24 protein-coding genes, 1 pseudogene and 1 other annotated feature are annotated in these 22,698 nt (G+C 47.4%); of the genes and pseudogenes, 5 read left to right on the top strand and 20 right to left on the bottom strand.

Annotation, left to right across the window (positions count from 1 at the left end; translation table 11 throughout):
- Positions 1–57 precede the first annotated feature (57 nt).
- The 3 genes from HP398_RS08400 to HP398_RS08390 all read right to left on the bottom strand — a co-directional run bounded on the left by HP398_RS08400 (position 58) and on the right by HP398_RS08390 (position 1,930).
- Positions 58–300 carry a hypothetical protein gene (locus HP398_RS08400; protein ID WP_173622367.1) on the bottom strand — a complete coding sequence of 81 codons (243 nt, stop codon included), beginning with the start codon at positions 298–300 and terminating at the stop codon, positions 58–60.
- 161 nt (positions 301–461) lie between these two features.
- A complete protein-coding gene (locus HP398_RS08395; protein ID WP_017251034.1) occupies positions 462–698 on the bottom strand; it encodes a hypothetical protein in 237 nt (78 codons plus the stop codon).
- Between the two features lie 338 nt (positions 699–1,036).
- Positions 1,037–1,930 (bottom strand): R2-like ligand-binding oxidase, encoded by an 894-nt coding sequence (locus HP398_RS08390; protein WP_256436327.1) that lies wholly within the window; start codon positions 1,928–1,930, stop codon positions 1,037–1,039.
- Between the two features lie 213 nt (positions 1,931–2,143).
- Between HP398_RS08390 and HP398_RS08385 the strand changes: the two genes are divergently transcribed.
- On the top strand, positions 2,144–2,830 hold the full coding sequence (locus HP398_RS08385) for a helix-turn-helix transcriptional regulator (protein WP_017251032.1): 687 nt from the start codon (positions 2,144–2,146) through the stop codon (positions 2,828–2,830).
- Positions 2,831–2,982: 152 nt separating this feature from the next.
- On the opposite strand, the gene rplT is transcribed toward HP398_RS08385, so the two are convergent.
- From rplT to HP398_RS08335, 10 genes are all read right to left on the bottom strand, one after another.
- Positions 2,983–3,342: a 50S ribosomal protein L20 gene (gene rplT, locus HP398_RS08380; RefSeq protein WP_007728568.1), complete on the bottom strand. Its 360-nt coding sequence runs from the start codon at positions 3,340–3,342 to the stop codon at positions 2,983–2,985.
- A gap of 91 nt (positions 3,343–3,433) precedes the next feature.
- Positions 3,434–3,631, bottom strand: a complete 198-nt coding sequence (rpmI, locus tag HP398_RS08375) for a 50S ribosomal protein L35 (protein ID WP_017251031.1) — start codon at positions 3,629–3,631, stop codon at positions 3,434–3,436.
- A 30-nt stretch (positions 3,632–3,661) separates the two neighbouring features.
- Positions 3,662–4,165: a translation initiation factor IF-3 gene (gene infC / locus HP398_RS08370; protein WP_035291699.1), complete on the bottom strand. Its 504-nt coding sequence runs from the start codon at positions 4,163–4,165 to the stop codon at positions 3,662–3,664.
- 263 nt (positions 4,166–4,428) lie between these two features.
- A complete protein-coding gene (gene moaA / locus HP398_RS08365; protein WP_017251029.1) occupies positions 4,429–5,448 on the bottom strand; it encodes a GTP 3',8-cyclase MoaA in 1,020 nt (339 codons plus the stop codon).
- A 212-nt stretch (positions 5,449–5,660) separates the two neighbouring features.
- A complete protein-coding gene (locus HP398_RS08360; protein WP_173622366.1) occupies positions 5,661–7,715 on the bottom strand; it encodes a methyl-accepting chemotaxis protein in 2,055 nt (684 codons plus the stop codon).
- Between the two features lie 134 nt (positions 7,716–7,849).
- The gene (gene thrS, locus HP398_RS08355) at positions 7,850–9,763 is read right to left on the bottom strand and encodes a threonine--tRNA ligase (protein ID WP_017251027.1); all 1,914 of its coding nucleotides are present in this window, start codon (positions 9,761–9,763) and stop codon (positions 7,850–7,852) included.
- A gap of 59 nt (positions 9,764–9,822) precedes the next feature.
- Positions 9,823–10,058: a binding site (T-box leader), on the bottom strand.
- A 25-nt stretch (positions 10,059–10,083) separates the two neighbouring features.
- A complete protein-coding gene (gene ytxC / locus HP398_RS08350) occupies positions 10,084–11,004 on the bottom strand; it encodes a putative sporulation protein YtxC (RefSeq protein WP_173622365.1) in 921 nt (306 codons plus the stop codon).
- Positions 11,005–11,184: 180 nt separating this feature from the next.
- Positions 11,185–12,291: a cyclic dehypoxanthinyl futalosine synthase gene (gene mqnC / locus HP398_RS08345; protein WP_173622364.1), complete on the bottom strand. Its 1,107-nt coding sequence runs from the start codon at positions 12,289–12,291 to the stop codon at positions 11,185–11,187.
- A gap of 146 nt (positions 12,292–12,437) precedes the next feature.
- Entirely contained in the window at positions 12,438–12,662 is a 225-nt protein-coding gene (locus HP398_RS08340) for a hypothetical protein (RefSeq protein ID WP_007728577.1), read from the bottom strand.
- Between the two features lie 122 nt (positions 12,663–12,784).
- A complete protein-coding gene (locus HP398_RS08335; RefSeq protein ID WP_173622363.1) occupies positions 12,785–13,216 on the bottom strand; it encodes a hypothetical protein in 432 nt (143 codons plus the stop codon).
- 188 nt (positions 13,217–13,404) lie between these two features.
- Between HP398_RS08335 and HP398_RS08330 the strand changes: the two genes are divergently transcribed.
- Positions 13,405–13,971, top strand: a complete 567-nt coding sequence (locus tag HP398_RS08330; protein ID WP_017251023.1) for a YqaA family protein — start codon at positions 13,405–13,407, stop codon at positions 13,969–13,971.
- A gap of 52 nt (positions 13,972–14,023) precedes the next feature.
- On the opposite strand, the gene HP398_RS08325 is transcribed toward HP398_RS08330, so the two are convergent.
- From HP398_RS08325 to HP398_RS08315, 3 genes and pseudogenes are all read right to left on the bottom strand, one after another.
- On the bottom strand, positions 14,024–15,835 hold the full coding sequence (locus HP398_RS08325; protein ID WP_173622362.1) for an acyl-CoA dehydrogenase family protein: 1,812 nt from the start codon (positions 15,833–15,835) through the stop codon (positions 14,024–14,026).
- Positions 15,832–17,390: pseudogene (locus HP398_RS08320) on the bottom strand (class I adenylate-forming enzyme family protein). Before HP398_RS08320 ends, HP398_RS08325 begins: the two are co-directional and overlap by 4 nt.
- Positions 17,387–17,803: a MerR family transcriptional regulator gene (locus tag HP398_RS08315; protein ID WP_069845597.1), complete on the bottom strand. Its 417-nt coding sequence runs from the start codon at positions 17,801–17,803 to the stop codon at positions 17,387–17,389. Before HP398_RS08315 ends, HP398_RS08320 begins: the two are co-directional and overlap by 4 nt.
- 168 nt (positions 17,804–17,971) lie before the next feature.
- Here HP398_RS08315 and HP398_RS08310 point away from each other — a divergent pair, with 168 nt between their 5' ends.
- The 3 genes from HP398_RS08310 (at position 17,972) to HP398_RS08300 (ending at position 19,323) form a co-directional block, all read left to right on the top strand.
- Positions 17,972–18,394 (top strand): cell wall hydrolase, encoded by a 423-nt coding sequence (locus tag HP398_RS08310; protein WP_017251019.1) that lies wholly within the window; start codon positions 17,972–17,974, stop codon positions 18,392–18,394.
- A 32-nt stretch (positions 18,395–18,426) separates the two neighbouring features.
- Positions 18,427–18,879 (top strand): spore coat protein GerQ, encoded by a 453-nt coding sequence (gene gerQ, locus HP398_RS08305; protein WP_017251018.1) that lies wholly within the window; start codon positions 18,427–18,429, stop codon positions 18,877–18,879.
- A 126-nt stretch (positions 18,880–19,005) separates the two neighbouring features.
- On the top strand, positions 19,006–19,323 hold the full coding sequence (locus HP398_RS08300; RefSeq protein ID WP_017251017.1) for a hypothetical protein: 318 nt from the start codon (positions 19,006–19,008) through the stop codon (positions 19,321–19,323).
- Here the strand turns inward: HP398_RS08300 and HP398_RS08295 are convergent.
- From HP398_RS08295 to HP398_RS08280, 4 genes are all read right to left on the bottom strand, one after another.
- Entirely contained in the window at positions 19,320–20,462 is a 1,143-nt protein-coding gene (locus HP398_RS08295) for a DUF2087 domain-containing protein (protein WP_173622361.1), read from the bottom strand. The two genes, HP398_RS08300 and HP398_RS08295, sit on opposite strands and share 4 nt — an antisense overlap.
- 116 nt (positions 20,463–20,578) lie before the next feature.
- Positions 20,579–21,055, bottom strand: coding sequence for a PilZ domain-containing protein (locus HP398_RS08290; protein WP_017251015.1), 477 nt, complete (start codon positions 21,053–21,055; stop codon positions 20,579–20,581).
- Between the two features lie 77 nt (positions 21,056–21,132).
- On the bottom strand, positions 21,133–21,306 hold the full coding sequence (locus HP398_RS08285; RefSeq protein ID WP_017251014.1) for a hypothetical protein: 174 nt from the start codon (positions 21,304–21,306) through the stop codon (positions 21,133–21,135).
- Positions 21,307–21,396: 90 nt separating this feature from the next.
- On the bottom strand, positions 21,397–22,647 hold the full coding sequence (locus HP398_RS08280; RefSeq protein WP_173622360.1) for a GNAT family N-acetyltransferase: 1,251 nt from the start codon (positions 22,645–22,647) through the stop codon (positions 21,397–21,399).
- Positions 22,648–22,698 lie beyond the last annotated feature (51 nt).

Here is a 22,698-nt window from a genome sequence, read left to right as displayed (position 1 = left end):
CGAGGCGTTTTTCACAAAAAAAAGCCGCCAGACAGGGTCTGACAGCTTTCTGCTGCTTTATTTTTCATCTTTTTCGTTTACAGCCGGGGCGAAAATAAACGAAGGGCCGATTTGTTGCGTCTTTTTGGCATCGGTTACTTGAACCGTTTGAACGGTTGGTATCGCATATGAACCAGGGCTTACGAAGGAAGGCGGCACCGAGTAAGAATCATCCTTGTCTTTCGCAAACGCTCCTGGCACGAACATCGCTGAACAGACTATCGCTGTTACACCCATCATCATCCATTTTTGTTTTCTCATCTATGTCTCTCTCCCTATCCAATGTTTTCCTGTACGCTTTTTATTGTATGGCATTGGGGAGTCTGCTCGACACGGACGAAAGATTGTTTTTTGCTCAGACTTAAGGATTACATCCATTTTATTCCAAACAAAAAGCATCCTGTACGGATGCTTGAAGCCCATTAGTTTTCTTCTTTTTCGTTTACAATTGGAGCGAAAGTAAACGCACTTCCTGCTGTTTGCTTGCCTGCTACCGCATCTGTTTTCTGGACTACTGGAGCCGAGTACGGACCAGGCGCGAAGATAGAAGACGTCACGGAATATGAGTCATCTTTGTCTTTGGCAAACGCCCCTGGCACGAACATCGCTGAACAAACAACTGCTGTAATTCCCATCATCATCCACTTTTGTTTTCTCATTTTGATCTCTCTCCCTATCCAATGTTTTCCTCTTATGGCCTTATTTTAAGGGATCAGCCAAGCTATATAACACGGACGGGAGGTTGTTTTTTGCTCAGACCTCGGGCGGATTCTGCTTTAGGACCAGGGCCCAGTTCTGTAAGCAACGACTCGCCTCAAAACGAATAAGCCGAGTTCGGGCAGCCTCAGAACCAGCCGTCAATACAGACAACCACTTTCGAAGTTGTTGGTCAACCATTTATCGATGCCCCAATCCAAGTCAAAGTGGATCTATAGGCATGAAAAAAAGCACCCGTTGTGGATGCTTTCGCCGTCGAATACGTTCGATCGCTTTTTTCTTACACATCGATCATTGTTCTTGTATGCTTATACAGTTCTTCCATCGTCTGCCCTTTTGCTCGGGCAAGTACCTCCATGCGTACACTCAATTGCTTTTTCGCAAACTGCTGCAAATCAGCGACCTTCACTCCGAATGCACTCACCCCTTGTAGGTCATCCATCCAGTCGTACAGATGACTTGCCATTGGAGCCAACTCATCCATCTTTTTGGCAATGACATCGTAAATATGGGGATGCTCACAGATCAATCGCTGCAGCAGAAATGTTCCGTAGCTAATGTGCCGCGATTCGTCTGTCTTCAAATACCCAATTCCTTGCATTAAACCAGGCATGAGCCCCGTTTTGCTGAGTGCTTCGTAAAACGCATAGTAGCCTGTCTCTGCGAGCACGCCTTCCACAAACATGTTGTAGACAGTAGAAGCCTCTGCGATGGCTTCTGGGGATTTATCTGTCAGCAGACGATTGAGGGCATTTGGCAAGATCTCATGGAAAATTCGCTTGTACACATCATCGTGAAAATGATGCAAGTCTCCTGACTCGCCGATGTTGTCGAGAACCAACCGGAAAAACTCTGTGTGCTTGGCCTCTTCAAAGAGGAAGGTCGTCAAATACATTTCTTCCTCCAATCGCCCTTCCTCAGCAATAACCATGATCAAAGGCAAAAGATCAAGGGTGACTGCCTCTTCCCCACCCAGAAAACCAGCAATCCGTCCCAAAGTTTCTTCCTTCTGCTCCAGATTCATATTCGCGTAATCTTCGCGGTCTTGCGTAAAATCAATGTCCTGCGGGTTCCAAATGCCGTATCTCTTCGCTTTTTGATACAATTGGTACGGTAGCAGCTCCTGATTCAATCCTTTTTGGCTGGTCGAAACAAAACCATTCCTCATCCCCATCCAACCTTTCTTTTTTCTCATACGCCTTCTATTTCGAATGAATGAAAGAAGTCATGATATTGTTAATTTATACCAATTCCATTCTTTACGCTCAGATCAGCCATTTGATAAAATGAAGGCGCTATAGGTTGATTATAGGTCAAGCTGAACGATCGTTCATATCCCCAAAAATCAGGGGGTGTTCATCACTCAAATGGAGGTGGCAATCACTCCATGGTCAGTCCAGAGCTGAACATGTACATCGATCGAATCGAAGAAACGGCATTTTACGAGGAGAAACTGGTGCTTGCTGTACGTGGCTTCGTGGATCTCTTTCCTTTCATGGGAGCCATTCTGTGCAATTACTCGACGCTCAGTCAAATGGGTGAGGGACTATGGTCGATCCTTGACCAAGAGTTATGCTCCATCCGCGATATACGGGTGGACATGCGCAACATGCCCCTTATCCAGCATGCGATCCGTGAACAGAGAGCCGTACTGCTAGATTCTGAAGCAATCCGTCAATTCCCGCCCAATTTAGTGTACGGCGCCCCTTATGCGCTCATTCTCCCTATCAGCTACGGGCCTAACGTACTCGGCTACGCCGGTATCTCCTGGCATCAGGATGGCTGTTCTGGCATCAACCAACAATTGGTACAATCTTTGAGCGCATACTGTCTGATGCTGGGCAAAGTATTGGCAACCGACTCCCATCGCCCTAAAACCGTCAAGCTCTCACGCCGAGAAGTCGAAGTCATGCAGCGGATTTCATGGGGCGAAAGCGTTAAGGAGATGGCGGACTGGATGGGAATTAGTGAGTTTACCGTGCAGGATTACATCAAGTCCGCCTTAAAAAAGCTCGGTGTGCAAAATCGCGCACAAGGTGTGGCGGACGCCATTCGACAGCGAATCATTTGTTGAATAAAAATAGAAAAAACAACCGAATGTGTTTTCGGTTGTTTTTTCTTTGACTCAAATTTCCCTATCTACGTTCTGATTTCTACCACCATCTAGACCACAACAAAAAAGCCGCCCTTCCCTCAATCGGAAAGATCGGCTCTTCTATTCAAAAATTAAGCGTTCAGTTTGCTTTTTGCAACTGTTGCCAGTTCGTTGAACGCAGCTTTGTCGTTAACAGCCAAGTCAGCCAGCATTTTGCGGTTAACTTCGATGCCAGCAACTTTCAGGCCGTGCATCAAACGGCTGTAGGACAGACCGTTCATGCGAGCTTGCGCGTTGATACGAGTGATCCACAGTTTGCGGAAATCACGTTTCTTTTGACGACGGTCACGGTATGCATACAGCAGGGATTTCATTACCTGCGCATTAGCGGATTTAAACAGGCGATGTTTGGAACCGAAGTATCCTTTCGCCAGCTTCAGGATTTTCTTATGACGACGGCGTGTAACAATGCCACCTTTTACTCTTGGCATACTAAACTCCTCCTGGTCTTTCCAGCATGGCGGCCTACTGCTAGGCGCTTAGGGAGCTCATGCTGCGTAATGGTGTGTAATAAAAAATAACTTACAGGTAAGTGAGCATTTGCTCAATGCGTTTTTGATCGCCTTTGGAAACGAGTGCAGCTTTACGCAGGTGGCGTTTTGCTTTAGTCGTTTTGTTAGCGAACAAGTGGCTACCAAATGCGCGGTCGCGCTTCAATTGGCCGCTTCCAGTCTTTTTGAAACGTTTCGCAGCAGCCTTGTTGGTTTTCATTTTAGGCATCTGAAAAATCCTCCTGTCTAAACTACTATCTTACTTTTCCGCTTTCGGAGCCAGAATCATGATCATGCTGCGGCCCTCGATCTTCGGCTTGCGCTCAGGCGTAGCGAGATCTTCACACTGGGCAGCTACACGTTCCATAACGCCTAGTCCAATTTCGGAGTGGGTGATTTCACGTCCACGGAAACGGATCGTACACTTCACCTTGTGTTGATCCTCCAAGAACTTGCGGACGTTGCGAAGCTTTGTTTGAAAATCGTGTTCCTCGATGTTAGAAGAAAAACGCACTTCTTTCAGCTCGATGATCTTCTGGTTTTTTCGTGCTTCTTTTTCCTTTTTCGCCTGCTCGTATTTGAACTTTCCATAGTCCATGATACGGCATACAGGCGGCTTGGCTGTAGGAGCAACGTTTACCAGATCCAATTCAGCTTCCTGGGCAATGCGCAATGCTTCCCTAAAAGGTACGACTCCCAATTGGCTCCCGTCAGCACCGATTAAACGGACTTCACGGGCACGGATCGCTTCGTTAATTAACATTTGATCCTTGCTAATACTTGCCACCCCCGTCAATTTCGAGAAGGAACAAAAATGTGCGAACGCATTCTGCGCCCGCACATATCTCACCTAAGCAATTTCATCAGATCCGAGGATCTTTGCGTAAGAGTTACCTGTCAACAGTCGTATACGACGTCGACCCAGGTGAGAAGCTGGGCGCCTCTGCTTGTTCTCGAAGTATGAAGTGTTTATACACGCAATTTATATTACAAGGTAGCTTGGGTTTTGTCAAGGCTCATACCTAATTATCCCCCGATATGGGACATTTCGACCTTTTCACGCTGGGCGAGACCAGGCGTTTCACTTAGTCGTTCCTCCGAGTAGCGCACGTCACGCCGCTCCCAGATTGCACGTATCAGCTCGCGAATCTCTTCATCCGTGCGTCCATCGCGGACTGGTTCGCGCAAATCATCTCCAGATGAAGCAAAGAGACAGTTGTACAATTTCCCTTCTGCTGACAAGCGAGCTCGCGTACAAGTGGAGCAAAAAGCTTGGGTAACCGATGAGATCAACCCGATCTCCTGGTCCGATCCCTCATAGCGATAGCGAGAAGCCACCTCTCCATAGTAGTTCGCTTCAGTCGCTACCAACGGCATCTCTGTATGGATCATGCGCACAATTTCACGGGAAGGAACGACTTGATCCAGCCGCCACCCGTTACTGTTTCCCACATCCATGAATTCAATAAATCGAAGGGTGTGCCCCTGCTCACGGAAGTACCGTGCCATCGGCAAAATATCTTGATCATTGACTCCGCGTTGTACCACCATGTTGATCTTGATCGAAAGCCCGGCATCTGCCGCTGCGCGAATCCCTTCCAGCACGGCATCTACCTGATAGCCTCTTCCGTTCAACACCCCAAAGCGCTCATTATCCAAGCTGTCCAGGCTGACCGTCACCCGATCCAGACCCGCTTCTTTTAGTGCTTGCGCATGGCGGGACAAGAGAGAACCGTTAGTCGTCATGGCAATATCTTGAACGCCTTCTACTTCACGTATCATTCGAATCAACTCAGGCAGATTTCTGCGCATTAATGGCTCTCCGCCGGTAATGCGGATTTTCCCAACCCCAAGTGAAGTAAAGATCTGGGTCAAACGGGTAATTTCCTCAAAGGTCAGCAACTTACTTTGCGGCAAAAACTCAAAATCCGGTCCAAAAATTTCGGCAGGCATGCAATAACGACAACGAAAATTACATTTATCGGTGACAGATATTCGTAAATCTCGGAGAGGACGGTTCCGCAAATCAAGCACTTTTTCTGACATAGATGTTCACTCTCCTTTTATCTATATAGGACGAATTTTCCCCTTCATCATTACTATCATATCGCATTTCGACTTAGTACCAGTCTATAATCATAAATCGAAATAGCCAAATTTTCAAACGCAAACAGCACATTGTGTCATAAATGGGACTACTTTTGCAAAAAAAGAGTACGAATACCTCCCGACATTCGTACTCTTTCCGTTATGCATTCTTATATTTTAAACTTACTGATCATTCTTTCCAGTTCACGAGCCATCTGATTCAAGGATTCAAATGAAACGGCAAACTCTTCCATAGTGGCCAATTGACCATTGGAGGAAGCAGCCAGATTTTCAGCATTGTGCGCTGAAATCCTTGCAATTTGGGCAGTCTCGTCCACAGATGCTGCTACTTGTTCCGATCCGGCAGACATTTGCTCAGAGACAGCAGATACCTCCTGAATTTGATCCGTTATTTGTCGAATTTCTTGTAAGATGCGTCGGAAGGCTTCCCCTGACTCCAGTACAGTAGACAATCCATCCTGAACATCTTGATTGACAGAATCCATCGAGTTGACCGCCATGGTCGTATCTGTTTGGATCTCCTGAATGAGGTTGGCGATTTGCCGAGCAGACTCATCCGATTGTTCAGCGAGTTTTCTTACTTCATTTGCTACGACAGCAAAACCTCGTCCATGCTCTCCCGCACGGGCAGCTTCGATGGCTGCATTGAGAGCAAGCAGATTCGTTTGGGAAGCAATTCCTGTAATCACGTCAATGATTTGCACAATTTCTTTGGATCGCTCACCCAATTGCTTGACGACGGATACGGAATGTTCCACAGAGCCACGGATGGAGTCCATTTGCTGGATAGCTTTTTGGATGGACTGGTTTCCTAGCTGCGCTTCATCCGCCGTACATGTAGATGATTCGGAGATGATGGAGGTTGTTTCCGCCACGCGTTGGATACCGATCGACATTTCTTCCATCGCTCTTGCGGATTCTTCCGCACCTCTGAGCTGATTTTGCGCCCCGCTCGCTACTTCCTGTATCGTGGTAGAAATCTTGTTCGTAGTGTCTACATTGTCTGCCAAGCGAACCGATATGTTGTCTGACGAAGTAGAGAGGGTGTTAACCGCTTTTTGGACTTCCCGAATGAGTCCTTGGATGGATACTTGCATCACCTGAATGCTCTGACCAAGCATGCCGATTTCGTCTTTTCTTTCCAAAAGGTTTTTGGGCAATTCACCGGTAAAGTCACCACGTCCGATCTGCGCAATCTGGTCAACGATAGCAAGCAATGGCTTGGTGAATTTGTGCGAGAAAAGAACGGAAGCGATAACCGCTAATAAAGCAAACAAAAGGCTCAATGCCCCGATGATGAAACCGATTTGATTGGCTTCAGCAGAGAGCTCAGCTTTTTCAATAAACGAAATATATTTCCAGCCAGTTTTTTCTGAAGTAAAGACGTTAGCCAAATACTCGGTATCGTTCATCGTGACCGAAAAGCTGCTTGCGGTATTCTCTGCGATAGCAGCCAATTCAGGAATTTGCGTATCTTTCAGGTTCTTCGAATTGAGCTCGGGGTTCTTGGGATTAGCCAAAATCGTTCCGTCTTTGCCAACCAGCATGAGATAACCCGTTTTGCCGATCTTAATGTCTTTCAAAATATCGGTTAGCCCTTTTAAATTCACATCCAGTCCAACAACGCCCAGTGGTTCACCCTTGTCATCCGCAAGCATCGTCACGTTACTGATCACGAGACTGTTATCGCCCAAATAGAGATACGGATCTGTCGTGATCACTTTTCCGGGATTTCCCATTGGGTTTTTGTACCAATCCCTTGTACGCGGATCGTAATTCGGAATGACATCATCTGTCGGCCACTGTATGTATCCTCCGTACTTGGTCGCTAAATAAATAAATGCAGTATTCGGATGAGAATCGACAAATCGCAGGAAATCTTGAAAAATGGCCGCCTCTACTCCGCCATTTTGCAGGGGCGTATGCTTGGTTTTGGTTGGTTTGTCCATATACGTCGTAATGGTGTTATCTGCACTTTTTAATAAGGGACTGCCTGCTATCAGGTTTACGTTTTCACGAATCGAGTCGAAATGCAAGTTAATCGCATTGTCTACTTGAGCCACTTCTTTTGTCGTGGATTCAATAAAATAAGTCTGGATTCGCTCCTCCATTTTGACATAGACAAATGAGCTAATCACTCCAATCGGGATTAAAATAATGGCAAGAAATGCTGCTATCAGTCTTTGTTTGATGCTTACCCGCATACGTATCCCCCGCAGTTCTTCTTGATGTCCATATCTATAATTACCCTACATCCTTTTCCCGTTCTTTTTTCCAAGTAAACGTATAATGAAAAAAGCCGCCCGAAACTTCAGGGCGGCTCTACTCCTATACGCTATTACTTCATTTCATTGATTTCAGCGCGGATTTTCTCTACAAACGCATCCACTGTCATCGCGCCTTCATCGCCCACTCCGCGTTTGCGGACGGACAATGTACCGTCAGCCACCTCTTTTTCACCAATGACCAGCATGTAAGGGATTTTTTCAACTTGTGCTTCACGGATTTTGTAGCCGATTTTCTCATTGCGGCCATCCAACTCTACGCGAATGCCAGCTTGTTGCAGCTTTTCTCTTACTTGTTCTGCGTATGGCATGTGCACTTCGCTGATGTTCATGATGCGTGCTTGAATTGGAGTCAGCCAAATCGGGAATGCACCTGCGTAGTGCTCGATCAGGATACCAATGAAGCGCTCCATGGAGCCGTACATCGCACGGTGCAAGACAACTGGACGATGCTTCTCGTTGTCTTGACCAACATAAGTCAGGTCGAATTTCTCAGGCATTTGGAAGTCCAACTGGATCGTTCCGCATTGGTGACGGCGTTTCAGCGCGTCGGTAATTTGGAAATCGATCTTCGGTCCGTAGAACGCACCGTCTCCGTCTTTGATTTCATAGGCCATACCGAGCTCATCCAACACTGTTTTCAGAGAGCTTTCTGCTGCTTCCCACAGCTCATCAGAGCCCATGGAATCTTCCGGACGAGTGGACAGAGCCACACTGTATTCGAAGCCAAATACCTTGTAGATGCTGTCAATCAAAGTGATCATGCCTTTGATTTCGCTCGCGATCTGATCAGGACGGACAAATACGTGCGCGTCATCCTGGCAGAAGGTGCGCACCCGCAGCATTCCGTTCAATGCCCCGGAGTACTCATGGCGGTGAACTTGCCCGAACTCGGAGTAACGGATCGGCAGGTCGCGGTAGGAGTGCATCTCGTTTTTATAGATCAGCATGTGACCCGGGCAGTTCATTGGCTTCAAGGCGTAAGTCGCGTTGTCTACTTCAGAGAAGTACATGTTCTCTTTGTAGTGATCCCAGTGACCGGATTCTTTCCAGAGACGCTCGTTCATGAGGAACGGAGAGCGAACTTCTGTGTATTGTGCCAATTGTTGCAGACGGCGGGAGAATTGCTCCAGCTCGTTGCGAACAGTGAAGCCTTTTGGCAGGTAGAACGGCATGCCTGGCGCTTCCTCGGAGAACATGAACAGTCCCAGTTCTTTACCCAATTTGCGGTGATCGCGCTTTTTCGCTTCTTCGATGAAGTGCAGATATTCATCCATGTCTGCTTTTTTCGGCCAAGCTGTACCGTATACGCGTTGCAGAACTTGGTTTTCTGCTTTACCGCGCCAGTATGCACCTGCTACGCTCATCAGCTTGAATGCTTTGATGAAGCCAGTAGACGGCAAGTGCGGACCACGACAGAGGTCGAAAAATTCGCCTTGCTCATACAGCGTGATAGTCGCATCCTCTGGCAGGTCGCGAATCAGCTCCAACTTCAGGTGATCGTTCAGTTCTTGGAAAATCGTAGTTGCTTCTTCGCGGCTTACGACTTTGCGGCGAATCGGCAGGTCTTCCTTCACGATTTTTTCCATTTCCGCTTCGATTTTGCCCAAATCCTCTGGGGAAAGGGAGACCGGAATATCCATGTCGTAGTAAAAGCCATCTTCGATTACAGGACCGATTCCGAATTTCACTTCAGCGCCGTAAATGCGTTTTACCGCTTGAGCGAGCAAGTGAGCTGTACTGTGGCGGTATACTTCCAACCCGTCAGCAGAATCGAGGGTAACGATTTCAATCGCTGCGTCATCTGTGAGTTCTGTGTACAGATCGACAACCTTGCCGTCTTTTTTACCAGCTACTGCCTTTTTCTTCAGGCTAGAGCTAATGGAGCCTGCGATGTCTTCGATAGTAATCCCAGCGTCGTATTGACGAACGGCTCCATCTGGGAAAGTAACATGAATTTGTGCCACTGCGGATTCTTCCTTCCTGTATCTTGTTTGGTTGAGAAAATAAAAAAACACTCATCCCAAAAAGGGACGAGTGTGTTCTCGCGGTACCACCCTACTTCAAGTCTGTTCACAAAAACAGACTCCTCATTCCATGTAACGGTATTTAACCGGCATACCGATAGTAAAAGCCTACGCTTCGTTCCCGGCAGCTACTCGAAGGTGGTAGATCAATAACAGTTCGCAGCGAGCTTCCAGCCTGTGGCCCGCCTCTCTAGAGCGTCCTTACTATTGTCCGTGTCCTTCTCATCGTATTTATAAGCGATGTAAAGTTGTTGTTGCTATTATAGTTTAGAGGGATTATTCCCGTCAAGTACACGTCGCTCGGATAGGCAAAGCGAACAAGAGTGGCAAGTAACGAGCCGACTGTCAAAAATACTGCGGATCGTCTGTGCAAGCCCAGGCTTTTCCGAAGCCATATGGAGCACGATACTCTCAGGAGCCAGTGTAACCAAAGCACTGACCAAATAATCCTCGTCCCTGCATTTTTGTTCATCCATGTTCAGAACGGTATCCAACTGTTCAAGCCAAAGACGATCCCCTTTTTTGTCATAAAGATGGAAAGGTTTGTCCACACTAGGAACGACATGAACGACTTCCTGCTTCGTTTCCTGTACAGCGATGAAATAGCGCAACAACTCGACAAACTCTTGGTATTGCTTGTCTTCCAGATATTCATCAATGCCAGTTTCCACGAGCTCGAATAGCTCGTTCCAATGCTCCTGCAGTCGAAACCGAACGAAGCCCAAGACGTTGATCGTTCTCTCCCACTCCAGATACGTGAAAACTTTGCGATATACGTTTGCCTTGCGTGTCGTAGCTGTTAACAGTTCCCTACCATCAAGCTCGACTTCTTGGCACATGCGTTGAATATAAGGAAAAATCTCTGCCCACTCGTTCTCCATCTGTTCGGCAGCGAGTAAGTCATCGGCCATTTCTTCCATAATTTTCGGTTCCTTCACCTGAATGACCCATTCGGCTAATGTAAGAGCAACGAAGGCTCTCGCCCACTCGATGGTCTGCGCGTCATACTCAGTCTCACACCAGCTTTGAAAGTAGAACAAGAGGTATCCATTCTCTTCTTGCTCCCTGTATGTAATGCGCACCGGTGCAGTGTTGACCCGCTCCGTCATCTCATTTACGATAGCCCGATACGTGTCACAATGCTCAGGGACATTCTCCAGCAATACGCGAAACGTCTGCATAACCATCCCCCCAACCGCCATTGTAGTTACAGTATATGTCCCGTCAGGAGCGATATACTTTTAAACGGTTGGAAACTCAGGGAAGGTTGCAGGTAAAAAATTCCTGAATAAAAAACCAAAAAACGCTCCCCTGCCGGTTTCCCTTTGTTGGGAGGGGGCAGAGAAGCGTTTGGAGGTTATTTAGTTTTGCATGACAAAATCACGTTCTGACATCTCTCCGTCTTTGAAAACGCGCAGAATGTCATACTTTGTGTTGCGCTGTGCAGGGATTTTGCCTGCGCCGCGAATGAGCTCCAAAATTTGGTTCGTGTTGACCTTGTACGTACATGCCGCTGCGGAAACCACGTTTTCTTCCATCATCGTTTGGCCGAAATCATTCGCTCCGTAAGAGAGGGAAAGCTGACCGTAATGTGGGCCCATCGTCACCCAAGAAGATTGGAAGTTTTCAATATTATCCAGCATGAGGCGGCTGATTGCCAGTGTTTTCAAGTATTCCTCTGGCGTGTTGTTGACTGCCTTCATATTGGTGTTGTCCGGTTGGAATGTCCAGACGATGAACGCTTTGAATCCGCCTGTCTCATCTTGGGCATCACGAATGCGCAAAAGGGACAGTACGCGCTCCTCCATCTCTTCCCCAAAACCGATTACCATGGTAGCAGTACCAGGCAACCCTGCACGGTGTGCGGCTTTTTGGGTGTCAATCCATTCAGTCCAAGAGCCTTTCAATCGGGAAATCTTCCGACGTGTACGATCGTCGAGGATTTCGCCACCCGCTCCTGGCAAGGAATCGAGACCCGCTGCCTTCAGCTCTTTCAGCACTTCCTCGACAGACATGTTGGAAACTTCCGCGATTTTCATCACTTCCGCTACAGACAGAGAGTGCATCGTAATCTGCGGGAAGCGCTGCTTGATCGCGCGCAACAGGTCGGTGTAATAATCCAGCTTCAGATCCGGATTGGTACCGCCTTGCATCAAGATTTCCGTACCGCCTACGTCTACGGTCTCTTGAATTTTTTCGAAAATAGTCTCTCTGGGTAGAACGTATCCTTCCGAAGAGCCTGGCGCTCGATAAAAAGCACAAAATCGGCAATAGGTGTCACATACGTTCGTGTAATTGACGTTGCGGCTAATAACAAAAGTCGCAATCGGTTCTGGATGATGCTTTTGCATGACCAGATTGGCGTAATGTCCGATCTTTTCGATTTCATTGCTCGCAAACAAAGCCAGACCATCTTCAAGACCCAGACGTTCACCTGCGAGAGCACGTTCCAATATAGAATCGATCATAAGGATCACTCCTTGTACCATACGTAAATTCCATCCCACATCATATCACAATACCGGGACATCGGCTATAGCCCGAGGTGCTGGCAGATTCGCTGCCATACGCGAAAAAACCCTGCTAGAGACAGGGCTTGGAATCGCCATTATTCTTATTGTTCTTCATATCCGATCTGTTCGTATACTTCTGGCTCCCAGTAAATCACCGTTTGCGCGAGTGGCAAATTCGTTTCGCGTGCTCCGTTTGGTTGGCCATTAAAATAAATGATTTCTGTTATGGATACCCGATCACCACGTACGTCAATTTCCCCTGACAATTGCAAGTTAGTCCCGTTTGGCGCATAGAAAACGACTTTTCCCGAACCCAATGTTTTCATTGGTTCCTCCCATGATGTTTGTCCTGTTTCCCTACATTTTAGTGGATAATCTTTCCTAGCGTCAATGAAAAAACAAGGACTTCAATATCAATATTCGACCTAGGATAAGCTCATTGGACCACTCATTTTGAAACCGTTTGGATAACTTGATGATGATTCCGATTAAAATATGCCTTCGATTGTTTGTTGTGGGTCACAACCAAAAGAAGAGTTACATACACGATTGCAATCAAGAAAGCTCCGTTGCTTATATCCAGTAAAATCGCCAGACTTATGCAGACAATCGCCGACTTGAGAAACCTCATCTGTATGAAGATGAACAATAAAGTCGTGATGATCAGCGGAAGCATTAATCTTCCTTGCATTCTTCCTAACACATAGCTTTGATCTAACATATCTTCTGGCATAGTCACAACGCTGAAAACCATTTTACTGGCCCAGTGATTCAAGTTCATCGGATCTACCTGTGAAACCACAAAATATAGTCCCCCCAATACGATGACTTGCAACAGCATTAACCCTTGAATAACTTTGATTGATAATGGCATTTTCATGTAAAAGATATCCCTTTCGTAATGACTTCCATACCAACTTATCTTCGGGATATTTTGGAAACCGATTGATGGGCCAATCGTCCCATTTCCTTAATTTCCCTCTCGACATCCACCTTCAGTTGTGGTCTTTCTTTGGACAAACTGGCATAGGATAGCTACAATAGAAAAAACCTTCTAAGGAGATGCTCATGCTCGAACATATCACACAGCTATTCATGCAATATGGGATGTGGGGACTTGTTGCCATGGCATTTTTGGACTCATTTATTAGTCCGATTCCTCCGTTTTTTATGCAAATTGCGATGAGTCTGCTCGATCCAGGCTCAGCGATTCAGTTTGCAACAGTAGCCTTTACTGCTTCCGTCCTCGGCGCTCCCATCGGATTTTTGTTGGGGAGATGGCTAGGAAAACCACTTTTGCACAAGCTTCTCCCTGAAAAATGGGTGATCGTAGCGACGGAAAAATTCGCAAAAAACGGGGATGCTGCCGTACTGATCGGAGCTTTTACCCCCATTCCTTTCAAGGTTTTCACTGTGCTCTCCGGCGTATTCAATTACTCGCTGACCAAGCTCATGTTTTATGCGATCATCGGGCGGGGATTGAAGTTTTATTTGATTGGCACCTTGTTTTATTTATATGGAAAACACGCCAAGGTTCTGATCGATGAATACTTTGAGATCACTCTGCTGGCGGTCGCAACAGGGGTTGCTGCGATCTGGTTCATTTGGAGTATGCGCCGCAAGCGGTATGCGTAAAAATCAAAAGCGCCTTCGCCACCTCAACAAGTGGTCTAAAGGCGCTTTTTGATTATCGGGTCGGAACAATAGCGGACTGTTGGGTCCACTCTTCTACGCTGACAGACTGATACTCCATCAGTTGGGTAAAGAACTGTACATCCAGCAAAGAATCGGCTTGAATCCCCCGTTTTTCTTGTGAATGGAAATGCTTTTCGGCATACAGCTTTGCCAAAATGTATTTTCGCGCATTTCCCTCCCCGGTCACCTGATCCTCTGCTTCACTGACGATGCATGATAAGGTGTACAAATCTACCATATGATCCGCGAGCGTTTTTAATTTATACGTTAAATAATCGTGGGTCTGTTGCATGAGATAGGCGATATTCTCCTCCAGGATGGCCAGTTCTGTCCGAATCAACTCGGCATACGGCTGCGAAAAGGCATGCTTCCAGCCAGCTATACGCTCCCGAAGCAATCTGCAATACACTTCGTGGCTGTTTTCTTTTTGCATCACACGCAAAATATCGAGTGCGAGTATATTCGAGGTGCCTTCCCATACGGTCAAAACTTGCGCATCACGCAATAGACGCGGCGTCACGTACTCCTCGATATAACCGTTACCGCCATGAATTTCAATTGCGGTATGGGTCGATTCGACAGCCTCTTCCCCTGTGCGGTATTTCAGCAAAGGAATCAGCAGGCGAGCAAGCGCGTTATCCTCTTTGCTAGCGGAATTAGACTGCAAGCGATCATAAACAGCAATCATATCAAACACCGCACCCGTGCTCACCTCCGTATCCAATAAGAGGCTCACCAGCATTTCTTTTACCATCGGGTACTGATCGATTGGCTTCCCGAATGCACGACGTTGCTCGGCATAATACCTCGCTTCATAAAAAGCTCGACGCATGATCCCAATCGAAGCAATCGCGTTGCAAATGCGAGAGAGGTTCAGTGCTTCTGCCATGTACTTGAAGCCGTTCTCCGGCTCCCCGATCAAATAGCCCTCTGCCCCGTTCAACAGTATCTCCGCAGATGGTACGGCGTTAACGCCCAGCTTATCTTTTAGGCGGCGGACCTGAATGTGATTGCGTTCGTTGTCAGGCTTTATCCAAGGCACCAAAAACAGTCCGAGCCCTTTTGTCCCCGTTTTCTCTTCATCGATTCTCGCCAAAACAGTGGCAACAAATGCGCCAGCATTGCTCGCAAAAAACTTTTCTCCTGTCAATCGGTACACACCCGGCCGGTCTGCTACTGGCTCTGCTACAGTCAAATTCGCACCGACATCCGAACCGCCCTGTCTCTCTGTCAGCCAAGTAGCTCCTTCATACAAGCGAGTACGATCGCGAGAGGTCAGTCCTGTCAGGTACTGCTCCTTCTGTTCTTCGCTGCCGTAACGATCAATCAAATAAGCGGCTGACATCGACAAGGTGACAGGGCAATAGAAACCCGGCTCAGACTGACTCACGAGATAGCCCATGAAAAAGGAATAGCTGTACGGCGCTTTTCTCCCCAACTCAGGAATGTCTTGATATAAGTAGCTGACGATGCCTGCTCCGTAAACTTCTGCTACTGTTTCCTTGTAGCCTTCATTGGTAATGATCTCAGAAATATCCTCACCCAGCCGATTGTACTTGCGCAATCTCGGCTTGCCTTCTCTGTCTGTATAGGCGGCACGCTCATCGATGGGGCCTGCCACTTGCGCCCCTAGCCAGCTCAACTGCTGTCTGGCCCATTCATGCATGGAAGCAGGGAGATAGCGTTGTAGCAAGTAATCGAGGTTAGGATCTGCTTTGAAAAAGTTTTGTGCCTGTGGCGTACGCGGGTGCGGGATGTTATCGCTGTATGTTCGCTGATCAATGCTCGTTTGCAAATCACTCATCGCAGTTCCACTTCCTTTTGGGAACTGACATCACGTAGTACATGCTTCAGGACTTTTCCGCTCGTGTTCCGCGGCAATGAAGGAACGATATTCACCTGTCGCGGGAGCTTGTAATCGGCGAGATGACCACGCAAAGAGCCTTGGATTTCTTTTAGCCACTCTCGATTGGTATCGACTCCTGGTTTCAGTACCACATAGGCCGTAACCGTCTCACCCCACTCAGGATGCGGCAAACCTACAACAGCTACCTCACCAATCGACGGATGACGCTCTAACAATTGCTCGATTTCCTTGGGGTAGACGTTTACCCCGCCCGTAATCATCACGTCTTTTTTGCGATCAATCATCCACAGAAATCCATCCTCATCCACGCGTGCAATATCGCCTGTGTACACCCAACCATCCCTTATAGTTTCTGCTGTCGCCTCCGGATTGTTATAGTATCTTTTCATTGTCCCTTCTCCGCGCAAGCGAATTTCGCCCGCTTCTCCACTGGCGCATTGCTCTCCTCGCTCGTCAACAACCTCCATTTCGACGAACAATACACCACGATTGCCTATACTGCCGATTTTGTCCGGATGCTCTCGGTGTAAGAGGCACATTCCGGTCGGCCCTGCCTCCGTCAAGCCGTAGACGCACGCCAGTTTATCGCGTCCATAAGCGAAGCCATCTCTTTGGACAGCGGAGCCCCGCCATACATCCAATATTCGATCGAAGACAAATCGTACGCCGTAAACTCTGGGTGCTTCATCGTCAGCAAATAGGCCACTGGCGCTCCGAAGAAATGCGTAATTCGATGCTGCTGCACCAAATCCAAGAGAAGCTGCGGCGAGAAGGTCAGGGCCATTACCTGGGTGGCGCCAAGCATGAGCCCTGCAATGAAAAAGAGATGGAGGGGAGCCGAATGACTCAGCGGCATCAAATGCAAAATTCGCGAACGATGTGTCACCGTCAGTTCAATCGACATCATCTTCGCGACAGTCAACAAGTTTCTATGTGTATAGAGCACCCCTTTAGGGCGTCCAGTCGTGCCAGATGTATACAGGATGCTAACCTCGCTATCTTCGTTCATGTTCGCCAAATACGGCTGTGAAGAAAGCGTATTCATTTTTTCGAAAGACACGTCACTGGCATCCCAGTCAGCGATTCCATGCCAATTCCCTTGGCTCGCACCTGTTTTAATTGCCACAAGCTGTGACGTTTGCAGGACCCACTCATTTACGATAGGCACGAGGGCATCGTGAACAAGAAGTGCCTTTGCTCCGGCATGTTCACATATATGTCGTACTTCTTCTTGGGTTGAGCGCGCATTGATCGGTACGACGAGGGCACCACTGCGAATGACGGCGACGTAAAAAATGGCAAACTCCGGGCAATTGGGCATCAACATGACAACCCGATCCCCTTGCTCGATGCCAAGCTCTTGCAAATGGCAAGCCCACTGAGTAGAACGTGTGTCCCACTGGGAAAAGCTGACCTCTACATCTCCTGCAATCAGCGCGGACTTGTCAGGGTATTTCCTTCCGTTTGCTGCGAGCAGAGCTGATACATTCATCGTTTCTCCTCCTCGTTTTCTTCAAGCAATTTTTGTTCAAAGTTTTGCTTGTAGACGAGAATGTCTTCTCTCAGTTGTCGGAGTTCCATGATTTTCTCGTCGATCTCAGCCAGCTTTTGGTTGCCGTACTCAATCGTTCGCAAAAGCTGCGCACGACCTGTACGGTCCTCGTCGAACAGCTCAATCATCTCGCGAATCTGATCCAACGAAAATCCGAATCGCTTTCCTCGCAGAATGAGTCGTAGCCTGGCACGATCCTTTCGGTTGTAGTACCTGCTTCCCTTCTCTGTCCGACTGGGGAAAATCAAGCCGAGCTCTTCGTAGTACCGAATCGTTCGGGTGCTTACGTCTAATTGTTGAGCGAGATCAGAGATGGTCCACGATTCATCCTTCTGTATTCCTTCTCTGCTCATGTCCAGCGCCCCTCACTTACATTTATAAAATTCTAAATTTACCGAATAAAATGATTGTAACTGCCGTTTACGTAAACGTCAACTTGATGAAAAATTTATCGGGCCAATCACCAATCTATTATTCGCCCATATATTGTTATTGTGATTTTTGTGGAAGGAGGTGAAGCAATGGCCGTCATTAAAGCGAACTCCAGTGATGTCGATATGCTTGCCAGACTGATTCGGGCTGAGGCTGAGGGTGAAGGTGAGTTGGGCATGTTGATGGTTGGCAACGTTGGGGTAAATCGGATTTTAGGGAACTGCCTTGACTTCAAAAACATTCGCAGCATGCGTGACATGGTCTATCAATCTCCGGGAGGATTCGAAGCGGTCCAGAAGCCGTATTTCTATCAACGTGCCAGGGAAAGAGACAAACGACTGGCACAGCGCGCAGTCAATGGAGAGAAAACCCGCCCCGCGAGCAACGCATTGTGGTTCTACCGTCCTGCCGGAAACTGTCCTCCTACCTGGTGGGATCAACAAAACTCCGGTCGCTATAAGGCACACTGCTTCTTCGTTCCAACACCAGCAGATTGTCCACGCGTCTATTAAAAGGATTAGATAGATAAAGGAGCGAGTTCATCATGAGTCAACAAATGCCTTACACTGGTTTCCCTCAACAACAATACGGCTACGACATGTACCCATCCGCCCAGTATCCATACGGTATGCCTCAGCAACAGCAGCAGATGATTCAGCAGCAGCAACCTCAACTGGTTCCGATGCAGCCAAGCGGATCCTTGATTCCTGGAATGCCCATTACTCCTGGGCAAGTGATGGAAGAATCGTACATCGAAAACATCCTTCGCCTGAATCGAGGCAAAGTCATTACGGTGTACCAAACGTTTGAAAACAATAGCCAATGGAACGCCAAAATTTTCCGTGGTGTCCTCGAAACAGCTGGCCGCGACCACATCATTATCAGCGATCCGCAAACCGGCAAACGCTATTTGCTCCTCATGGTCAACACCGATTACATCACTGCGGACGAAGAGTTGAATTACATTCCGCCTCAGCTTCCAACAGGAGTTCGGTAAGCAACCAAGCACAAAAAGACAGTTTCCATCGGCTATCCCCGGGGGAGAACTGTCTTTTTGACGTTTACACCATTCCATGCTATTAATGAGTGAGAAACACGACCGCTTTGCAAAGGATGAGGAAGAGTGGCATTTGGGATTACACGAGACGAACTGAACCGTTGGAAGCAAGCCGTTAGTCGAGGCGAATTGGCATTTCTCACCCACTATTGGCTGGACCCACGGTTTCCTGGAATCAAAACCGTTACAAAAGTAGGCTGTGCCAATTATTCGTTACTGACAGACTGGTGCCTTGCCAACGGGCTCGATCCTGTCTACATTCATAACCGAGCACCCTTCCCACATTTTGATTTACTTGGTGAAAAACAAATTCAGATTTTGCATAAGGAAGGTCTGTGGGATCACTTGGAGCGCTTCCGTATGTTGGATGATGGACGAGACTAGGACGGATCTTTTTGCACGTGATAGCCTCGATCACCATATGGCGCCAGCTTTTTCATCCATTTATCTTCGAGTTTTTCCAGTGCATCCTTTCCATCAAAATACGGATGGTCTTTCTTCTCAACCTTCTCTAATACCTCGATTTCAAAAGCGTCCGGACCGTATTTATCCCAGTCTTTTTGCAGCTCACGATTAGGATGTGAGCCATGCTGAAGCATGAACTTTCTACCGTTGATCGTTTTTAGGTTATTCGTGCTGGCGATGAACACTTTGTCATTTTGCTTGTTCTTAATTTGATAAACGCCTGCATCGGTTTCTACTTCCTTGTACATCTGCTTGAGCTCTTGCTTGCGATTCATCTGTTGCGCCCCCCGTTCCTCTCCTTCATTTTCCACTGCGATCCGCCAATATTGACTGCCGTCCGCCTGTCTATCCATCAAACCAACATCGACTAAATATCTCCGCAAGGTCACATAATCGTCGTAGAGACCTTCCAAAATCTCATTCACTTCCCGCTCCGTGTAGAAACGATCGAGCTCAAATTTTTTGGAAATCTCTTCGAGTAAGATGAGTTTATGCTTGTGCTTGCGCGGGAATCGTTCTAATCGACCTGATAGTCCATTCGGCAAGAGTTTCTTTATGATCGCGGCATACTCTGCGGCATCGCCATCTTTCGAGGTATTCTTTTGCTTGCTTGATTTGGCATCGTTGGTCGTTTGATGTTTATCCGTTTCATGCAATAACTCCATCATGACCAGGAACACCTTGGCCTGACGTTCTTTTTCCTTGAGTGCAAAGCGGTGATTACGAATCGTCGATGCACTGCCGATCCCCATTTCATTTTGAACCTCGGCGTCTGTCTTGCCCTGGTAAAAGAGGCGAAGCAAATTAACCTGATGATCAGACAAGCCCGTCAATCGTTTATCCAACTGGCTCAAGTGAGTAAAGACAGAACCGTGCACAGCCTCGATGTGATGGCGCATAAAGCGGGACGCTTCGTACAGGGCACCCTCCACTGGATAAATAATTCCTTTCTCCACCTGTTCCCCACAGAGCAAACACATATAATGTTCGTCTTGTTCGATGTAACCTTGCTTCCATTCTTGAAGGGAAGCGCTCCAAAATGCTTCATGAAGACTCATATATAAACACAACCTTTAATCGTTTGATTTATTATAGATAACTTATCACTGCGTTTGTTTTGTGTCAAACAAAAAAGCTCCCTGTTGTGTATTTGCACAACAGAAAGCCTCTTTGTCTATGCTTCACTGGCTCGCATCGCAAGACTTGCTTGGGCCAGCTCTTTTAAAAATACCAGGCGATCGCCTTTATAGAAACGCCCCTCTGTTGATGTCCGGTTTTGCCGATAGCGGATCGCCAAGCGGTTTACCATACGATTGATCTCCAGATGCTGTTCCTCTTCCATTGTAAAACGTACGGCGTATTCGTAATAGTCCGTTTCCCACGGAATCGTGCGAACGACGTGGCCGTACATTTTCAGAGCCTGTCCGCACAATTCCGTCGCAAACTGCAGAACGAGCTGGTCATTGGCTGGCATTTTGAGATGAGAGAGAAATCGAAGTCCACCTGCTCCGATATCCTCGATCAATACCTGTGTGCTCCCAATCTCCATGGTTTTCCCTTTGATCAGCACAATAGTCATGTCTGCACAGAGGGCGTATTCTAGACGTAAGCGAAAAAATTCACGTTGATGCCCCTCTGATCTACCTGGCATTGTCTTCTCCTTCTTTCTCTTCTCATAGTGGGTAATACGCAAAAGAAAGAGCGCCTGTCACCTTGGCGCCTTTCTTTTTATTTTTTGGGCTTTCGGTATTTGATCTCCTGCTCTTTCACCTGAAAGCGATTCCATAATTCTCTCTCATCATGTGTGATGGAATCATGCCTTTCCAGCCGGAAGAGGAGTCTAACGACCACCCAAACAATCAAAAGAAACGCAAAAAAGATAACCAGTGTAAGAAAGATCATATAACCTGCCTCCTCCCATTTACTAACAACATATGGGAGGAAGCAAAATAAGATAACCAAATGTGTCAAAAACGTGACAAATCCTCTTGTTTAGAAGGTAGTCACACATCGCGGCTTCTCGGGAACACCAAACAGCCTATCCAAAATCGGAAGCTTTTCTGGAGCATCCAGCTCCATTTGGCCGTATTGATACAGCTTGTGGGCAGTTACTACCCCCATCACGAGTGAAGAAAAATCCGAAATATCTAGCTGCACCGCAATGTCAGGCTCCACTGCCTCCCCTAGTTCCGGACGACCATCGATAAACTTGATGAGCCATGTTCCTGCATTCTCAGGCAGAAACGAATCGCGGATCGTCAGCTTCACATTTACCGTTTCCGAACCAAAATGGTGGTGGGACAGCTGACGGAAAAATCCCGGCACATCAATGATCCGATACATCAGACCGACTCCAGATGCATGACTCTCATGATATATGCTCCACAACATTGTATCCGTTCCATTACCCGGATCAGATAACAACAAGTGAAAGTCTTCATCCGGCGTCGTGAACTCAATCCGTTGAATCTGATCGGCTTGACTACGAAGGAAAGAGAGCAATTGCGCGAGTGCTTCGCGGTTCTCATACTGAAGCTCTCTTACTTCTATGTTGTTGAAGAGTTTGTTTTTTTCATGGGCGCCATGGAATTGGAAAGCGAGATAGCCTTCTAACCTTCCTTCCTTTTTGTAGCCGACGACAATCATTTCTGGAACATCGAGGAGTCTGTCCCAGTCCCGCTCTGTTCGCTTAATCATGCCATGTGTTTCACGTGCGATTCGATGATAGCAAGCAGACAGTTCTTCTTTGTCCTCTTTTCCTATATAGACGATTTTGTCCTTGCCTACAAACGGCAGGCTGGACGGCTTGAACTTGTATTGGTGAACCTTGGTCCCTACTCCAAAACCCATTTGCTTGTAAAAATCAACACGAAACGGATAGAGAGAGACCAGCGAGATTCCCCTCTCCCGATAGCTGGAAAGAAAACCTCGCAGCATCGACATGGCCACTTTTTCCTTTTTATGCAAAAGGTCTACGGCGACCAGCCCAATCCCGCCAGTCAAAAGCGGTGTACCATGAACATTCATAGGAAAATCGTACCATTTCATAATCCCCACTAGTCGTCCATCACGGTAGCATCCGTGGTAGCTGACATGTGGGTCGTTTTCGATCGTCTCCCTTACCCGTTCGGCAAATCGCTGTCTGCTCTCTGCACCCAGTAGATTGCTTCCAGGGTAGCTCATCGCTGCAATCCTAACGACCTCATCGATATCGTCAATGGAAACTGGTCGAATCTCCTCCATCGTCCCATGCACTCCTGTCCGCAAGAATTTGGGCATCTAGGAAAATAGTAT

It is taken from the genome of Brevibacillus sp. HB1.4B, assembly GCF_013284285.1.
Lineage (GTDB): Bacteria > Bacillota > Bacilli > Brevibacillales > Brevibacillaceae > Brevibacillus > Brevibacillus porteri.
This window is presented reverse-complemented; position numbering and strand designations above follow the sequence as displayed.

Bases quoted from the DNA above. Each gene is read 5' to 3' on its own strand.
- HP398_RS08400 (WP_173622367.1), bottom strand. From the start codon at position 300: ATGAGAAAACAAAAATGGATGATGATGGGTGTAACAGCGATAGTCTGT.
- HP398_RS08395 (WP_017251034.1), bottom strand. From the start codon at position 698: ATGAGAAAACAAAAGTGGATGATGATGGGAATTACAGCAGTTGTTTGT.
- HP398_RS08390 (WP_256436327.1), bottom strand. From the start codon at position 1,930: ATGGGGATGAGGAATGGTTTTGTTTCGACCAGCCAAAAAGGATTGAAT.
- HP398_RS08385 (WP_017251032.1), top strand. From the start codon at position 2,144: ATGGTCAGTCCAGAGCTGAACATGTACATCGATCGAATCGAAGAAACG.
- rplT (WP_007728568.1), bottom strand. From the start codon at position 3,342: ATGCCAAGAGTAAAAGGTGGCATTGTTACACGCCGTCGTCATAAGAAA.
- rpmI (WP_017251031.1), bottom strand. From the start codon at position 3,631: ATGCCTAAAATGAAAACCAACAAGGCTGCTGCGAAACGTTTCAAAAAG.
- infC (WP_035291699.1), bottom strand. From the start codon at position 4,165: ATGTTAATTAACGAAGCGATCCGTGCCCGTGAAGTCCGTTTAATCGGT.
- moaA (WP_017251029.1), bottom strand. From the start codon at position 5,448: ATGTCAGAAAAAGTGCTTGATTTGCGGAACCGTCCTCTCCGAGATTTA.
- HP398_RS08360 (WP_173622366.1), bottom strand. From the start codon at position 7,715: ATGCGGGTAAGCATCAAACAAAGACTGATAGCAGCATTTCTTGCCATT.
- ytxC (WP_173622365.1), bottom strand. From the start codon at position 11,004: ATGCAGACGTTTCGCGTATTGCTGGAGAATGTCCCTGAGCATTGTGAC.
- mqnC (WP_173622364.1), bottom strand. From the start codon at position 12,291: ATGATCGATTCTATATTGGAACGTGCTCTCGCAGGTGAACGTCTGGGT.
- HP398_RS08340 (WP_007728577.1), bottom strand. From the start codon at position 12,662: ATGAAAACATTGGGTTCGGGAAAAGTCGTTTTCTATGCGCCAAACGGG.
- HP398_RS08335 (WP_173622363.1), bottom strand. From the start codon at position 13,216: ATGAAAATGCCATTATCAATCAAAGTTATTCAAGGGTTAATGCTGTTG.
- HP398_RS08330 (WP_017251023.1), top strand. From the start codon at position 13,405: ATGCTCGAACATATCACACAGCTATTCATGCAATATGGGATGTGGGGA.
- HP398_RS08325 (WP_173622362.1), bottom strand. From the start codon at position 15,835: ATGAGTGATTTGCAAACGAGCATTGATCAGCGAACATACAGCGATAAC.
- HP398_RS08315 (WP_069845597.1), bottom strand. From the start codon at position 17,803: ATGAGCAGAGAAGGAATACAGAAGGATGAATCGTGGACCATCTCTGAT.
- HP398_RS08310 (WP_017251019.1), top strand. From the start codon at position 17,972: ATGGCCGTCATTAAAGCGAACTCCAGTGATGTCGATATGCTTGCCAGA.
- gerQ (WP_017251018.1), top strand. From the start codon at position 18,427: ATGAGTCAACAAATGCCTTACACTGGTTTCCCTCAACAACAATACGGC.
- HP398_RS08295 (WP_173622361.1), bottom strand. From the start codon at position 20,462: ATGAGTCTTCATGAAGCATTTTGGAGCGCTTCCCTTCAAGAATGGAAG.
- HP398_RS08290 (WP_017251015.1), bottom strand. From the start codon at position 21,055: ATGCCAGGTAGATCAGAGGGGCATCAACGTGAATTTTTTCGCTTACGT.
- HP398_RS08285 (WP_017251014.1), bottom strand. From the start codon at position 21,306: ATGATCTTTCTTACACTGGTTATCTTTTTTGCGTTTCTTTTGATTGTT.
- HP398_RS08280 (WP_173622360.1), bottom strand. From the start codon at position 22,647: ATGGAGGAGATTCGACCAGTTTCCATTGACGATATCGATGAGGTCGTT.